The sequence below is a fragment of the Gemmatimonadales bacterium genome (genome assembly GCA_035502185.1).
GTDB lineage: Bacteria > Gemmatimonadota > Gemmatimonadetes > Gemmatimonadales > JACORV01 > Fen-1245.
In genome coordinates this window covers 1-15,701 of record DATJUT010000098.1, presented here as the reverse complement: position 1 = coordinate 15,701, position 15,701 = coordinate 1, and the positions used below count along the sequence as shown (strand labels likewise).

At 71.5% G+C, this 15,701-nt stretch carries 9 protein-coding genes; 3 read left to right on the top strand and 6 right to left on the bottom strand.

Going from position 1 to position 15,701, the window contains the following annotated elements:
* The first annotated feature begins 93 nt into the window (after nt 1-93).
* Complete coding sequence (locus tag VMF70_12940; protein HTT68923.1) at nt 94-1,131, top strand: zinc-binding dehydrogenase; 1,038 nt, start codon at nt 94-96, stop codon at nt 1,129-1,131.
* Nucleotides 1,132-1,260: 129 nt separating this feature from the next.
* Entirely contained in the window at nt 1,261-2,487 is a 1,227-nt protein-coding gene (locus tag VMF70_12935) for a hypothetical protein (protein ID HTT68922.1), read from the top strand.
* A gap of 152 nt (nt 2,488-2,639) precedes the next feature.
* Here the strand turns inward: VMF70_12935 and VMF70_12930 are convergent, their stop codons facing one another.
* On the bottom strand, nt 2,640-2,801 hold the full coding sequence (locus tag VMF70_12930; GenBank protein ID HTT68921.1) for a hypothetical protein: 162 nt from the start codon (nt 2,799-2,801) through the stop codon (nt 2,640-2,642).
* A 162-nt stretch (nt 2,802-2,963) separates the two neighbouring features.
* Here VMF70_12930 and VMF70_12925 point away from each other — a divergent pair, with 162 nt between their 5' ends.
* Nucleotides 2,964-5,228 (top strand): AAA family ATPase, encoded by a 2,265-nt coding sequence (locus tag VMF70_12925; GenBank protein HTT68920.1) that lies wholly within the window; start codon nt 2,964-2,966, stop codon nt 5,226-5,228.
* An 81-nt stretch (nt 5,229-5,309) separates the two neighbouring features.
* Here the strand turns inward: VMF70_12925 and VMF70_12920 are convergent, their stop codons facing one another.
* The 5 genes from VMF70_12920 to VMF70_12900 all read right to left on the bottom strand — a co-directional run.
* Nucleotides 5,310-7,763 (bottom strand): lanthionine synthetase LanC family protein, encoded by a 2,454-nt coding sequence (locus tag VMF70_12920; GenBank protein HTT68919.1) that lies wholly within the window; start codon nt 7,761-7,763, stop codon nt 5,310-5,312.
* Nucleotides 7,733-8,893, bottom strand: coding sequence for a hypothetical protein (locus VMF70_12915; protein ID HTT68918.1), 1,161 nt, complete (start codon nt 8,891-8,893; stop codon nt 7,733-7,735). The genes VMF70_12920 and VMF70_12915 overlap by 31 nt, the downstream gene beginning before the upstream one ends.
* Nucleotides 8,894-9,279: 386 nt before the next feature.
* Nucleotides 9,280-11,937 carry a protein kinase gene (locus VMF70_12910; protein HTT68917.1) on the bottom strand — a complete coding sequence of 886 codons (2,658 nt, stop codon included), beginning with the start codon at nt 11,935-11,937 and terminating at the stop codon, nt 9,280-9,282.
* A gap of 317 nt (nt 11,938-12,254) precedes the next feature.
* The gene (locus VMF70_12905; protein ID HTT68916.1) at nt 12,255-13,130 is read right to left on the bottom strand and encodes a hypothetical protein; all 876 of its coding nucleotides are present in this window, start codon (nt 13,128-13,130) and stop codon (nt 12,255-12,257) included.
* A gap of 379 nt (nt 13,131-13,509) precedes the next feature.
* Nucleotides 13,510-15,701 (bottom strand): hypothetical protein (locus VMF70_12900; GenBank protein ID HTT68915.1); only part of this gene is annotated, 2,192 nt, incomplete at its 5' end.

Sequence of the window (15,701 nt, the reverse complement as noted above, 5' to 3'; positions counted from 1 at the left end):
AGTGCGGGGTGGATGTTTCCCGGGCGAAAGCCCGAGGATGCCGTGCCTGGATCCCGGAAAGATGAATCCGCCGGCCGCCGCGAGGAACCCCGGATGCCCCGCGCCACCACCCGCGCCGTCCTGATCGACCGCCTCGGTCCGCCGGAGGCGCTGGTGGAGCGCGACGTGCCGCTCGGCGACCTCGGCCCCGGCGACCTGCACCTCGAGGTCCACGCCAGCGGCGTCAACTTCGCCGACCTCCTGCAGCGCGCCGGCCTCTACGGCGTGATGCCGCCGCGCCCGTTCAGCCCCGGCTTCGAGGTCGCGGGCGTGGTGGTGCGCGCCGGCTCCGCCGTGACGGGCTGGGCCGTCGGCGACCGCGCCGTCGCCATGCTCCCGAGCGGCGGCTACGCCCGCGACGTGATCGTCACCGCCCGCCAGGCCTTCCGCTATCCCGAAGGGCTGACGCCGGTCCAGGCGGCCGCGGTGCCGGTCGTCTTCCTCACGGCGTGGGTCTGCCTGTTCGAGGCCGCCCGCGCCCGCGCCGGCGAGACGGTGCTGATCCTCGGCGCCGGCGGGGGCGTCGGCACCGCCGCGGTGCAGCTCGCCGTGCGGCACGGGCTCACCGCCGTCGGCACCGCGGGCAGTCCGGCCAAGCGCGAGTTCGTGGTGGGCGAGCTCGGTGCCGCGGCCTGCTTCGACGCGCGGGGCGACTGGGAATCGGAGGTTCGGCGGCGCCGGCCGCCGGGCGTGCACGTGGCCCTGGACCCCGTCGGCGGCCGCGCGACGGCCGCGTGCCGGCGGCTCCTCCTGCCGTTGGGCAGGCTGGTGGTCTACGGCCTGAGCGAGGCGATGCCGGGCGCGCGCCGGAGCTGGCTGGAGGCGGGGCGCGCGTACCTCCGGACGCCGCGCTTCCACCCGCTGTGGCTGGTGGAGCGCAACCAGGGCGTGTTCGGCGTGCAGCTGCTCCACCTGTGGGACCAGGAGGCCGTGCTGCGCCCGGCGCTGACGGAGATCTACCGCGCCGTGGCCGCGGGCGAGATCCGGCCCATCGTGGACCGGACCTTCCCGCTCACGCGCGAGGGCGCGGCCGCCGCGCACCGCTACCTGCACGAGCGCCGGAATCTCGGCAAGGTGGTCCTGACGGCGTGAAGCGGAGCTTCCGGCGGTCCCGGCCGCGCTCCGCAACCGCCTTCCGAAGACCCGGTCTGCCCCTCCCCCTTGCGCGACGCGCTGGCGCACTCACTTATCAGTCGCGGGTGGGCCTCTTCGGGGTGAGCCATGAGAGTTCCTTTCATTAGATACCGTCCCTGCCCGGCGACCGTGGGCTTCCTGCTGGCGCTGCTCGCTGCGGGGGTCGCCGTGGCCGGCGCCCAGGCGCCGCCGTTCGTGCTCGACTCGATCACGGCGGGGGCCGACCACGCGTGCGGCCTGACGCCGCAGCACGCAGCCTGGTGCTGGGGCAGCAACGCGAACGGCCAGTTGGGGAATCCGGCCGTGACGGCGTCGTGCGCCGGCGGGGACGAGGCCTGCAGCGCCAAGCCCGTCAAGGTCGCGACCAGCGTTCCGTTCGCGTCCATCAGCGCGGGCAACGGCTTCACCTGCGCGCTGAGCACCTCGGGCGTCGCGTACTGCTGGGGCGCCAACCGCTTCGGCCAGCTCGGGATCGGCTCGCAGGTGCCGAGCGCGCGGCCGGCGAAGGTGGGCATCGAAGGCGTCGCCTTCCAGTCCATCAGCGCGGGCGACACCCACGCGTGCGCGGTCACGACGGCCGGCGCGGCGTACTGCTGGGGCAGCAACGCGGGCGGGAAGCTCGGCGCGGGCGGCACCAGCGGCGGGCACACGGTGCCGACGCTGGTCGGCGGGCACGTCGCCTTCCGCTCCATCAGCGCCGGCTTCTACCACACCTGCGCCCTGGCGCGCGACGGCGTCGCCTGGTGCTGGGGGCGGAACGAGCAGGGCGAGCTGGGCAACGCCCCGCGCGCGCAGAGCTCGGTGCCGTCCCGGGTGCCCGCCTCCGCCGCCTTCCGCATCGTGCACTCGGCGGCGCAGTTCGATTACACGTGCGGAGTGGACGCGAACGGGGCCCTGCTGTGCTGGGGTGCCGACTGCTTCGGCCAGCTGGGCATCGACTCGCTCCTCGAGCAGTGCGGCACGCCGCCGATGCCCTGCAGCACCAAGCCCGCCGCCGTGCACGGGACGGGCGCGTACCGGACGGTGAGCACCGAGTTCTCCCACACCTGTGCGCTCACGGCCGAGGGCGCCGTGCTGTGCTGGGGCGACAACAACGCCGGCCAGCTCGGCAACGGCAGCGCCGGCGACCGGAGCGCGGTGCCGGTGCCCGTCGGCGGGGCGCAGGTGTTTCGCGCCCTGACCGCCGGGAAGGAATTCACCTGCGCCATCACCGTGCAGGGCGCGCCGCTGTGCTGGGGCCTCAACACCAGGGGCCAGCTCGGCGCCGGCGACGAGACCAACCGGAGCGTACCGACGCCGGTCGCCCAACCCTGAAGTGTCGCGGCGGCCGTCTGCAACGCCATCTTCGCGGCGACGGCGGGTGAGGAAGCTGCCGATAAGCGCACCGGCGGCGTAGGGGGTAGCGCTCGCTGGGGAGGTCGTGCGCCAGGCCGGGACGGCGGGCCCGCCGCCGGGCCGCGCGACTCCTACTTCAGGGGAGCGCGCATTGCCCGCATCGGGGCGATGCGCTCTTCCAACTCCTCGGCCGTAAGCTCGAGGGCTTCGGCCTTCTTCCCGGTCGCCTTCCGGATCACCTCTCGCTGGGCCGGGGTCAGCTTGATCCGGACCAGCTCCCTGTGTCCCTCCATCAGGTGCCTCCCTCGGGGACGGGTTGCAGCGTGCACTGCGCCGAACCCGACCCGCCACCATAGCGGAGTCCGCGTGAATGCCGCGTGAACGGCGCGTGAATGCCACCTTGCGGCGCCGTGGGCGGTGCGTACCTTAGCCCGGGTCCCAGGCTGGGCGGCGCCATGGATGGCATTGCCTTCCACCTCTTCGGCCCCCCCGAAGTGGCGCTCCCGCACGGTGAACCCGCGCGCGGCATCGCCTCGCCCAAGTGTCTGGCGCTGCTCGCCTATCTCGCCCTGGAGCCCGGTCCCCACTCACGCGAAGAGCTGGCCACGCTCCTGTGGGGCGACTTCCCCGAGAACGCCGCTCGGGCTTCCCTGCGCCAGGCGCTGAAACGGATTCGCGACGGGATCGGCGATCAGCTGCACGTCGAGCACACCACGGTCGAGCTGACGGGACCGGTCGCGTGTGACGTGACGGCCTTCCTCGAGGCGGCGCGGCGCGATCCGGGCGAGGCGGCTCGCTTCGACGTCGCGCACTTCCTGAACGGTCTCGCGCCGCACCGCGCCCCCGCCTTCGACGAATGGGTGACGGCCCGGCGGCGGCGCCTGACGCGGGTCTACGAGGAGGCGGCGGCGGAGCTTTCGCGGCGCGCGGCGGCTGCGTCGCGCTGGCACGAGGCGGCGACGTGGGCCGATGCCTGGATCGAGTGCGAGCCGATGTCCGAGGAGGCCACCCGGGCGGCGATGGAGGCCTGGTACCTCGCGGGCGATCGCGGCACGGCCCTGGCGCGCTTCGCCGCCTACCGCGATCGGCTCGCGGCCGACCTCGGCGCCGCGCCGAGCGGCGCGCTGCAGCAGCTGCTGCGCCGGATCGAGTCGGAGAGCGGCGTGCGCCGCGCCCGGGCGCCGCGCCGCACGCCCGATCCCGTCGCTCCCTCCTTCGAGTGCAGCCTGATCGGCCGCGAGCAGGCGTGGCGCCTGCTCACCCGGTCGTGGACGGCCGCCGCGGCGGGCCGCGACGCCCTGGTGCTGATCGAGGGCGAGGCCGGCGTCGGGAAGACGCGTCTCGGCGAGGACTTCCTGCGCTTCGTGGCCACCGGGGGAGGGACCGTGCTGCGCGGCCGCGGCTACGATGCCAGGAGCGGGATCCCGTTCGGCCCGGTGGTGGAGCTGCTGCGCGGCGCACTCGAGGCTCCCGGCGCCTCGACGACCGAGGCGGAGTGGCTGAGCGAGGTCGCGCGGCTCGTGCCCGAGCTGCGGCGGCGCTTCCCGGCCGTGCCGGAGCCGGGCGCTCCCGCGCGTGCCACGGAGCGGTGGCGCCTGTTCGAGGGTGTGGTCGAGGTGCTGCTCGCGGTGGCGGCGGAACGGCCGACCGTGGTGTTCGTGGACGATCTGCAGTGGTGCGACGCGGACACCTGCGCGCTGCTCCATTTCCTGGTGCGCCGCCTGGAGACCAGCCCGGCGCTGGTGGTGGCGGCGCTCGCCGTGGACGAGCTGGAGCGCGACGCACCCGCGGCCCGGCTGTGCCGCGCGCTCCGCGCGCGTTCCCGCGCCATCGTGGTCCCGCTGCCCGCACTCACCGAGGAGCAGGTGTGGCAGATGATCCGGGAGATGGGCCACCTCAAGAGCGCGTCGGGCGCGCGGCGGTTCGCCAGGCGCGTGTTCGACGTGACGGACGGCAACCCGTTGCACGTCGTGGAGCTGTTGAAGACGCTGTTCGCCCAGGGGCTCCTCGCCGTGGACGAGGCGCGCGGCGAATGGACGGCTGCGTCGACCGAGCCCTACGGGATGCACGAGTTCCCGCTGCCGGCGACCGTGCAGATGGCCATCGCCGAGCGGGTGGCGCGCCTGCCGTACGTGCTCCGCGACCTGCTGGCCGTGGTGGCGGTGGCCGGCGCCGGGTGCCGCGTGGACGTGCTCTCGGCGGTGCTGGGCGTCTCGCGCCTGAGGGCCGCCGCGCTCGCCGACGAGCTGGTCGAGCGGCACCTCCTGGCCGGGGAGAAGGCCGTCTACCGATGCGCCCATCCGATGATCGCCGCCGTGGTGCGGGGCGAGGTCACCGCGTCGCGCCTGACCGAGCTGCACCGAGCGCTGGCGCTCGCGCTGCAGGGCGCCGCGACGGAGCATGACGGACGCGACGTCGCAGGCGACGTGGCCCGTCACGCCGAGCACGGTGGCGAGCCGGAGATCGCCTACCGAAGCGCGCTGCTGGCGTCCGAGGCCGCACTGGTGCGGTACGCGTACGAGGAGGCACTGTCCTGGCTCGATCTCGCGGCGAGTGCCAGCCGGGGCGAGACCCAGGCCGACGAGGTCAACCGCCGAACGGCGGATGTGCTGCGGCTCGCCGGCTGGACCGAGCCGCCGCGGCCGGTCCCGCGGCCCGGGACGCCGGCGCGGGGGTTCGCCGCCGCCGACCTCGACCTGCAGGAGGGGGGGCCGCGATAAGACCAGCTATCTCCTGATGGGCCGGCGATGCCGACGAGGGACGCCCATCGGGCTAACGGCTCTTCTCACTGTCCGGCGGCGTCAGGTCTTCGTGAGCCTCGGCCAGCCTTCATCTTCGAACATCGGCATGCATGCGAGTTCCGGTCGCTCAAGGTCGGCGGCGAGAACCGCCACCCCGAGATCCCCCTTGTAGAGGCTGAACGGACGCCAGGGCGCACGGCCCGGCGTCAACACCTCGCGCGCCGCCCTTGCGCCGAGCGCGCGCGCACGGCTCAGCCACACGGGATCACCCGTATGCCGGTAGAGGTTCAGGAGGGCGTACGCGCGGCCTGCCTTCGAGCAGCACAGGGTGGCCCCCCGTTCGCGGCCCTCCCACGTATGCCAGGCGCTGAGCCTGGCGAGATCCAGGAACTCTCGCCGCCCGAGCTCCCGGTGGGCCAAGGTCCACAGGTGGACGAAGCCCGCGGAGCCGCCGCACCAGCCTGAGCTGTATCCGGTGAACGGCTCCTCGCCGGGCCCGGCATGGTCACACGCCCAGGCTACACCGCGGCCGTTGGGCTCGGCGCAGGAAGCGAGCTCGTGGAGGCGCCGCTCCAAGCCGTCCGGCGGGCGTCCACCGGCCGAGGCGTGCCACCGAAGAGTCGCGTAGAGCACGCCGGCCCACCCGTGCGCCAGGCCCGGCACCGGCAGCTGCGCGCAGCCCGGCACCGGCGGAAAGCCGGCGATTCTCCGCCACAGTCGCCCCTGCGTGGCCCAGCCGAGTCGCTCGACGGCCGGTGTCGCCGCGCCACCGCCGGCCCGCAGCGCATCCGCCAGCATCGCGCAGGCCAACAGGGTGCCGGCTCGCCCGAGCGTCAGGTCGAAGCTCCGGCACGGGCCGCGCGAGGCGGCCACGAACGCTGCCGCCGCCGCGTCGGCGGACGTGGAATCGCAGACGGCCAGACTCAGCAGCGCGCGAACCAGGTGGATGCCGCTCGCCGTGTGGTACGGCGTCGTCCGCCCCACTATGTCGGCCGGGATACCGATCGCCTCGTCGTAATACGCTTCGGGCCGCCCGATTTCGCGCTCGGCCCGCACCAGCCAAGCGTCAGCAGCGGACAGCAGCCACGGGTCGTCCAAGGCGCAGGCCAGCCTGCAGAGCCCAGCCGCGACGCCGGCAGCGCCCATCGTGACGGAGGCCGTCGGGGGCGCAAGGACTGCCGCGAAACCCGGTCCCGCTGGGTCGAGTGACCGGAGGGCTTGCTTGAGGATCTTCGAGAGCGCCAGCGACGCCGAGCCCGAGTCCCATGCTCCGGCACGCCGGCCGCCGCGAGTCGACTGTCTCCGGCCCGCCGCCCGCAGGGATGCGGCGAAGGCTGCCATGGAGCCGTAGCGGGCGGAAGGCGACCTGGACAGAGCGCGCCGCAGCACGCGCTCGACGCCTGGCCACGGCCTGGTGTGTCGCCGGGCGAACGGGAGCGGCGCGGCCGTTGCGATCTGCCGCAACGCGCGCCGCTGTTCGAGCGCGAAGTCCAGGTGGAAATCACCCGTGAGGAGGGCGAACAGCAAGGCGGCCACTGCGTATTGGTCGGTCGCCGCGGTTGCCGGCGGCGGCCGATGCCCTTTCAGAGCCGCCCTCGCGTATTCCGGCTCTGCGAAGAACCCGACGCCGGCGCGTGGGACGCCGTGGGTCGTCCCCCGGTCGTCGAGCACCCGGGCGAAGCCGAAGTCCAGGATGGTGACCTGCCCATTGTCGGCGACGAGCAGATTGCGCGTGTCCGCGTCGGCGTGGACGACGCCGAGAGCGTGAAGGCGTGCGTACGCCTCGGCGATGGCGCCGCACAGTGCGAGCAGTTGGTCCCGCCGCCCCACCTCGCGCAGCTCGGCGGCCGCGATCGCGGGAGACACGCCGCTGCACCACGATGTTACCACGTACGGGCGCTGCCGATGCGTCCCCTCCCCGAGGAGCCGCGGCGCATCGCGGCCAGCGAGCATGCGCACCACGCGCGCCTCGTTCGCCAGGAGCGACGCCGGCAACTCACCCGCGCCGGGCCGCAGGATCTTGAGGGCGGCGGGCGCCCTCCCGTCACTGGCCTGGTAGACCTCAAAGTCCTCAAGCGCCTGCACGCACCGCACGATCCGCCACTCGCCGACGCGGTCGCCGCGTCGCAGCATGGGAGCGATGGCTTTCGCTTCCGGCGAACCGGCGGCGACGAGGAAGCCGGCGTTGCAGCAGTCGCGGATGACGGGGAAAGCCGCCGCCAGCACGGCCTCCGGGTTTCGACCGTTCCGCCTGGCGTATGCCAGCACCGCGTCAGCGACGCGACGGGGCTTGCGAAACAGCGCGAGCAGCTCGGCCGCCTGACGGCCCACGACCTTGGCGTGGTGACGCGAGCCCGGCCGGCTCACCGTGAAGTCGCCTCCGTCCCGGCGGAGGCGACTTCCCGTGCGCGCGCCTGCGTCCGCGACGGGCACGATCCGGACGTCCGGCGGCAGCACCTGCGGACCGGCAAGGGGCATCGCGTCTACCCGAACGCCGCCGTGCGCCGCAGCCACGGCGCGGGCGTCCAGGTGCGCGTATCCACGCCCGCCAGCGCGACGCGGTCCAAGGCGAAGCGCCACGCCGGCACCGATGCCGGGATGGAGTCCCGGGCCGCGACGAGAGCCTCCGCAAGGCGCTGCGTGATCCAGTCGCGCCAGCTCGATGGGCCCTGCTTCGAGAGCCCCCGCCTGGCCCCCGGAGGGTCCAGTCCCCACGACAACAGGCCGTCTCCGCCGAGGTCAGCCGTGAACGGGACCCCGTGAGGCGGCATCCCCGCAAGCGCGCGGGCCCACCGTCGAGCCGCGGCCTCGAGCGCGGCCAAGGTCCGGAAATACACCACCAACTTGTCCGGACGCAGCAGACCGTGAATGTCCCCCCCGACCTTGCACTCGAAGGCACGGACGTCGGCCAGCCGCGGGACGACCTCGTCGAGCGCCGCGGGCAGGCGATCGGCGTGCGGGCTCACGTACAGCTTGTAGCAGGGCTCGGAGCGTGAGGGCCGACTCGCCCCGCGCACACGCCAGATGAACCATGCCCCCGAGGTGCTGGGCACGACGCTCCGGTCGTGAGCGTATCGGTCTGGTCGCAGGAAGGCGGCGACGCCAGCGCCATCGGGCCAGCGCCGGCGGGCATCGGGAGAAGCCGGGAGCGTGTTGAATCCGTACAGGCGGGACGCGAGGAGGCGCGCGTCGACGCTCCCGAGGGCTGCGGCGTACCGCAAGGCCCGAAGCGAGAGGTCGGCAGGCCTCGACTCCGGGGCGGGTGCGTCGGCATCGGGAAAGAACAGCGGATGCGCCGCCGCGCCGGAAACGAACCTCCCGCTGCACTCGACTTCCAAGACCCCGTCGAGCACCAGCTCGGCGATCCTCTCGCGGGGTCGCGCCCCCAGCGACGCGCGTGCTCGACTCGACAGACGGAGCGGCCGCGTTAACTCGCGCCAGAGGCTCGCGCCGGCCGCATCCACCAGGCGCACCGGCGGGCCGGGCCGCATCGGCTTCAGCAGGCCGGCAGCTCTGCGACCGAAGACGTGCTCGCTGGACGGCAACTGCACCGGTCCCCGGCGACGCCCCAGCGTTCTCAGCTCATAGTCGGGCGAAGCGCGGAAGCGACAGTCGAGAAGCCGGGCGGGCGGGGTGAGCGCCACCGACGCCCCTTCCCCTAGCTACCTCGCCTGAAGGACCCTCAGCTCACCTCGGAGCGCTGCCAAGTCGGCGTTGGTGACGCGCGGCTTCGGCTTGGGCTTGAGGGTGACGTTTCCAGTGCACGTCTTCTTGTCAGGGCAAGGTTCGCTCGGATCCAGCGCGGCATCCCGCTCAGGCAACACGGCGACCATCAGGTCGTGGGTCCCGAATGGCCTCATACTCCCTCCCATCGAAGGTGGAGTCCGACGCCAGAAGGCAGGTGTGTCACGCTTGGAGTTATCTCGCTGCCCGTGAGAGTGTCAAGCGCGATCCGCCAACGGCCGACGCCGGGTCCCGGGTCCCGTCTCACACCGCCATCGGTCGTCCGCGTCCGTCCCAGCCGCGCCCCTCAGTACCGGAGCTTCGCCACCCAGATGTTGCTTTCCGACTGCGACACGCTGAGATACAGCCGGTCCTTGCCCACGCTGACGAACCCGAGGCCGGTGAGCGGCGGGTCGTCGAACGCCACCACCAGGCGCGCCGGGCCGCGCACCACGGGTATGGCCCAGATGCCAGGGCCACCGTCCGGCCGGGTCGCGAAAGCATAGATGGTCCTGCCGTCGCGGGAATAGCGTGGGACCCCGCCCGCCCAGGCGAGCCTGCTCCGGGCAAGAAGGTCGCGGTGCAGCACCGAGCCGCTCATGGGTGAGATCAGCAGCAGGTTGAACGATTCGTCGATGCACGCCACAGCACTCCCGTCCGGCGCCCACTCGGGCAACTCGCACGCGCCGTGGCCCAGCGGTGCCGCCGCGTGCCAGGGACCGCCGATGCTGTCGCGCGAGAGCACCCACAGCGCGAACGACCCGGAGCGATCCGACTGAAAGGCGATGCGCAGGCCGTTCGGGGACCAGGTCGGGTGTTGGTTCAACCTGAGGCTCCCGGTGAGGCGCACGGGCGTGCCTCCCTCTGCGGGCATCACCATCACATCGGCCCGGCTCATGCTGACGTAGGAGTAGAACGCGATCTCCGTACCGTCTGGCGACCAGCGGGGCCCCTCCTCCTGAAGCGTACTGGCGGTGAGCGGCTCGGGAGCACCACCCGCCAACGGCAGCCTATACACATCCATGCTCCCACGGAGGTTGCTGTCGAAGGCCAGCCACTTCCCGTCGGGCGAAACGTCGTGCTGCTCGATCACCTGATTGTCGTTGGTCAGTGGATGGCCGTCGCGGATGGAGACGGGCTCGGTGCGCTCGAGCGGATAGGACCAGATGTTCTGCCGCGTCGTGAACTGTGCCCACGCGAGAGTCCTCGCGCCGATCGAGTAAGAGATCGAATGCGGGTCCGTCAGCCCGGGGACGAGTCGCGGTTCCCCTCGCATGCCTCTCGGCCCCACTTCGGCGACGTATACGGCACGTGGCCCATCGCGGTTGGAGACGAACAGCAGATGCCGCGTGTCGAGCCACGTGGGGCTGACATTGAGGTTGGCGTCGCTAGTAAGCCGCACCGGCGTGCCCCCGCCCGAGTTGATGATCCAGATGGACGATGGAGCCACGTTGCCGGTGACCTGCCACGCCAGATTGCCACTGACGTACGCAATCCACTTTCCATCCGGCGACCAGGCCGGCGAATGCAGATCCGCGTTCCCCTCCGGCTGAATCCCTACGACTCGCGCCGCGGCATCCCCGGCCAGTTCGCTGAAGAGCGTGTCGCCGCGCGCGAAGGCGGCGCGGCTGCCGTCGGCGGACCATGCCACCGCCACGGCCGGCACCGGGAGCGGCCGGAGGGCCCCGCCGAGCCTCCCGGTCTCGTACCACGCGAAGCGTCCTGCTCGGTGACCCAGGAACCGCACCGACTGGCCATCCGCGCTCCAGGAGGGAAACAACGCACGATCGAACGTGTTGTCCCCGAGACGAACCGCGGCTCCCCCCGCGACGTCGAAAGCGCCGCGGACGAAGGGGCGCCAGGCACCTACTGGGCCGGCCACGTACGCCACCTCGTTTCCATCCGGCGAGATCGCCGGCTGGAACTCGATCCCTGGCTCGCTGGTGACATGCACGATGTTGGAGACCGTGATGTCGAGCGGCTTGGCGTGCAGCACTCGATACGCCAGGTCCACGACGGACACCACGAGCACCAGGCACACGCCGGTGCCCAGCAGCATCCTCCGGCGCCGGGACCGCCAGCGGGCGAACGGAGCCGTCTGTGCCGGAGTAATCCCGCTGCTCGGCGTGGTGAGGGGCTCCAAGTGTTGGAGGAGCTCCTCCGCCGTCTGCCAACGATCCGCCGGCTTCTTCGCCAGACACTTCATCACCACGGCCGCCAACGCCGGCGACACCGTGGGCCGGTACTGCTCCAGAGGCTCCGGGTCCGCCGTGACGTGCGCCGCGAGCATCTCTTGCGCCGTCGTGGCCGAGAACGGCGCCCGCCCCGTCAGCAGCTCGTAGCCCAGCACGCCCAGCGCGTAGATATCGACCCGGTGGTCCTGGTGCGGATCGGCGGTCGCCTGTTCCGGCGCCATGTAGGCCGGCGTGCCCAGCGCCACCCCGGCTGAGGTTAGCACCTGGCGGCCTGTTGCCTCCGTCACCGCCTTCGCCACCCCGAAGTCCGCCACCAGCGCGTGCCGCCCCGAGAGCATGATGTTGTCGGGCTTGATGTCCCGGTGCACCACACCATGGGCATGCGCGTGGCTCAACGCGTCCGCCACTTCCACCAGGATCCGGACGGCATCGTGGATGGGCAGCTCGCCCCCGCGCGCCAAGCGGTCGCGCAGCGACTCACCTTCGACGAACGGCATGACGTAGAAGAAGAAGCCCTCGGCTTCCCCCGAATCGAGCAGCGGCAGGATGTTGGGGTGTTGGAGGCGGGCGGCGACCTCGATCTCGCGGGCGAAGCGGCCCGCGCCAAGCGTGGCGGCGATCTCGGGGCGCAGGATCTTGAGCGCAACCTTGCGGTGGTGGCGCAGGTCCTCGGCGAGATACACCATGGCCATGCCACCCGCGCCGAGCTCGCGCTCGACCGCGTAACGATCGCCCAGCGCCCTCTGCAGCCGCTCGAGGATATCGTGCACCCAAACCGCTTTCGGAGCCTGTCAGGGCCAACAGTACGGTGCACCGTCGAAGGCGGCCAGATGCGCGGGTTCGAGCCCAACCGCGAAGCGCGCTCCGATCTTCCAGCGCGCAGGAGCCCACGCCTCGCAACTCCACGCGGAGCCTTGGCTTAGGCAGTCGGGACGCAAGGATGCGAACCCGCGACGCATCGGCCTTCGCGGCTGGCCCATGACGCTGGACGCTGCATCATCGCCGAGCCTGCTGCGTCCCCTGGGAATCCCGGCGACGAGCTAGCTCGACCCTGGCGCGGCGTTGATCGGCAAACGCCTCGCCTACATCAGTGGCCGCTCTGGGGCCCGCCTCCGGCCTTGCCGAACCTGATCTGGCCGCCCATCGAGAAAGTCTCTGCGGAGAGGTTGAGCGTCCGGGGAAGCGTCGATGGCGTTGCGCCAGCCGCGGTTGGCGCGCTCCAGGAAATGCCATCAAAGGTCTGGTATGTACGATCGTATTCGACGAACAGTGCCCAGCCTCCCAATGAGAACGCAAACCCTATGGCACCGCCGACCTGAATGGTGTTGCCGGCCGCAGTGTAGCTGCTGTTGGTATCAGGGCTCGCCTGCGTATTCGTCAGTTGAGCAAGCCCTGCGTGGACGCCGAGGTAAGGTATGAAGTGCGAGCCGGGCCCGGGGAGGTTGAGGTTGAGATAGAACGACACAGTAGGCAACTCGTCCACGGTTGCCCGCAGGTTCCCCGATGACCGGAAACCTCCGAGGCGGCTGTACTCAAGTCCAAGCTCGCCTTCTAGGTTCAGTGAAGATCTCCGGCACTCTAGTCTCTGGCCCATCGCGGCGGTGTCCGGCACATAGACCCTGGTCGTATCCGTGCCGCTCTGTCGAACCAACACCCGGATCTCCGCCAAGCGCGCCGCAATCGTATCCGTAGTGTCCTTGAGAACGGTGCGAGAAGGACCTCTAACGGTGCGAGAAGAATCTCCAACGGTGCGAGAGGAATCTCTATCAGCAGTGAGCCGACGAACGATGAAATGCGCCAGGGGTTGCCCCGCCTTGGGACAGGTCGTCCCAGCAACAGTCCCGAGTCCAAAGAGAACCTCCATCGCAACACCGTTAAGGCTGCCCGTTACGGTGCCGTGGTTCGCGATAGGCGAACCCGCCACGATGTATCCAGCGTCAATGTCGGTGATGTTCGCGAACACCCTGTCGAGAAAAGAGAGTTGACTCGCGCCGCCTCCAGATCCGCCGCTTGTTTGGCCTCCGCCGCCTCCAGATCCGCCGCTTGTTTGACTCCAAACCGGCAAGGCACCCAGGACAGAGCCGAGCAGCAACATAGCGACCACGGATGACCTTCTCGCGCTCATATTCCCTCCTAACTCCTGCGTTGCCAGCGAAGCTCCAGCTGCCTCAAGAGGCTGCGGAGCCTCCGGTCAGACTGCCTCACGAATGGCCACGAGCGTCGGCGCCGGGCCGATAGTGGGGGGAGTACCACAGTTGGGCGGACTCGGTGGCGCCTCGCCACCCGTCCAGGCGCCCGACCACGTGTCCAACAGCGATACGGCCTCCTCTTGAGGGGGGGAGCTACCGTTCCTGCGCTTCCTGCTTTCCCGCTCGGTCAATCGCCGCCAGCCGCGCTTCGAACCCGGCCACCGCCCGCCCTTCGTCCAACCCGCGCGCCGCGGCGGCCCGGACCTCGAGGCTGGCCGGCACATAGGCCACGAACGCCATCGGCTGCTGATGGTCGAAGACTTCGGCCACTCGCGAGGCCCCGCGGTAGTCCCGTTGCGCCAACAGGAGCCGGGCGAGCAGCAGCCGCTCTTCCGCCGCCGGGGCGGAAAACGTCCACGCCAGATCGGCCTGAGACCCCACCGCGCGCACCACGCGAAGCCGCGCGATAGCGGCGATCGTGTCGCCCCGCCACAGGGCCGTGCGAGCGGCCATCGCGGCGTACTCCACGCTGTCCAATGGCCAGTGTTTCGGCAGGCGAGTCGCCAGGATCGCCACGATGGAATCCAGCCGCGTTCGGTCGCCGCGACGCCAAGCCAGGAGACCGAGATCCCTGAGAGCCCGCGTCGAGACCGCGGACAGCAATGGCCAGATCCGCGCGATCGTTTCCGCGGCGCGCGCCGCGCCGCTATCGGTCCCGGCACCCAGACCTGCATCAACGACGTAGATCCCGAGCACCGGCTGCACTCCCCGCGCGTACTCCCGATTCAGCACTTCCCGTGCGCTCGCCATCCGGCCTTCCCCGACGAGCAGCCCCTGCAACACGAGGAGCGCTCCCCACCGAATGCCGGCAAGCGACGCGTCGTCGGGGTTCAGGCGAAGCACCGCGCGGAGCCCCGCCTCGGCGCACGCCGGCAATCTGAAGCCGGCAGCCTCGGCCTTGGCCGCCTCGACGAGCGCCACGCCGTGAGCCGTCGCCGCGGTATCCCAACCCACCGCCCGCGGGCCTCGTTGCGCGCAGGCCAGCATCAACTCCAGCCTGGTCAGCTCCTCGCTCTCGGGGTCGGCGGCACGGAAACCGGCGACGAGTGACTCGGCGCGGCCGAGTTCCCCGCTGCGGATCGCGATTTCCGTGAGGTGGCTCAGTGCCGGCGAGAACTCGGGGGCAAGACGATGCGCGCGCTCGAAGGCGGCCTGCGCCGTCTCCCCACCGTCGGCGTCGGAAGGAAGGAGATGGTAGTACACCTCACCCAACTCCATCCACGCGCCGGCCCAACCCGAGTCGCCGGCCAGGGCTCGACGAAGGTGCCAGGCCGCCGAGTCCGCCAGGCCGGCCAGGAAGCACCGGAAACCCTCGGAAAATTCCCGATACCTCAACGGCAGGCCTCGTCCCGTCCGCAGCGCCAGGTCGATCAGGCTGACGGCGAGCGTAGTGTCGTTCGCCCAGTCCGCCGCCTGAGCTCCCCTCAGTGCCGCGTAAGTGAATCCCGAGTCGAGCGCGACCGCGCGTTGGTAGAACGCCACCGCCGAATCGAAACGCGAGCGCCGGAAGAACCGCTCGCCAAGCAACCAGTCGCCCAAGGCGGCGGGATCGAGTTTCTCGAGGGCCGAAAGATCGAACCCGCGCTCCGTCGGCAGCAGACGCGGCAACAGGCGCGCCACCGTGGTCAGCGCCAGATGGGGAAGCACCGAGGCGCTCGCGAGCCCGGCAGCGCTGCGCTGATCGAGCAGAGAGTCGGCCCCGGCGTCGTGCAGCCGGAGCGCCACCCGGGCGGAGTCGCCGAGGCGGAGCAGCGAGCCGTCCACGTAGTAGCGGGCGCCCTGGGCACGGGCGATGCTCCGCGCGCGGTCGGCGGTGAGTTGGGCGGCGTCGCGTCGCTCGCCCGGAGTGAGCCACGTCCACCCGAACACCACGCGCAGGGGCTCCGTCTGCTCCATCGCGCTGCTGATGACCTGCGCCAGGTCTTCTCCGCTGCCGAGCGCATTGCGGCCGCTGGTCTCGGCCAGCGGGAACACGACGATCTTGAGGGGGTCGAGCCGCGGCGGCCTGGGCCAGAGCAGCCACCCAGCCGCGGCCATCACCGCCACGGCCGTGCTGCCAAGCACCACTCGCCAGCGCCGACCCGTCGCCCAGCCGGGCGACCGCTTCGCGTGCTCCAGCGCCGCGATGAACTCAGCAACGTTGCCGTAGCGGTCAGCCGGCACTTTCGCCAGGGACTTCTCGATCACGCGCTGCAGCGCGGGCGACACCGTGGCGCGTATCACGTGCAGCGAGCGCGGCGGCTCCTGCATCTGGCGGGCGAGCACCGCCTGCGCCGAGGGACCGG

Bases quoted from the DNA above. Each gene is read 5' to 3' on its own strand.
- VMF70_12940 (HTT68923.1), top strand. From the start codon at position 94: ATGCCCCGCGCCACCACCCGCGCCGTCCTGATCGACCGCCTCGGTCCG.
- VMF70_12935 (HTT68922.1), top strand. From the start codon at position 1,261: ATGAGAGTTCCTTTCATTAGATACCGTCCCTGCCCGGCGACCGTGGGC.
- VMF70_12930 (HTT68921.1), bottom strand. From the start codon at position 2,801: ATGGAGGGACACAGGGAGCTGGTCCGGATCAAGCTGACCCCGGCCCAG.
- VMF70_12925 (HTT68920.1), top strand. From the start codon at position 2,964: ATGGATGGCATTGCCTTCCACCTCTTCGGCCCCCCCGAAGTGGCGCTC.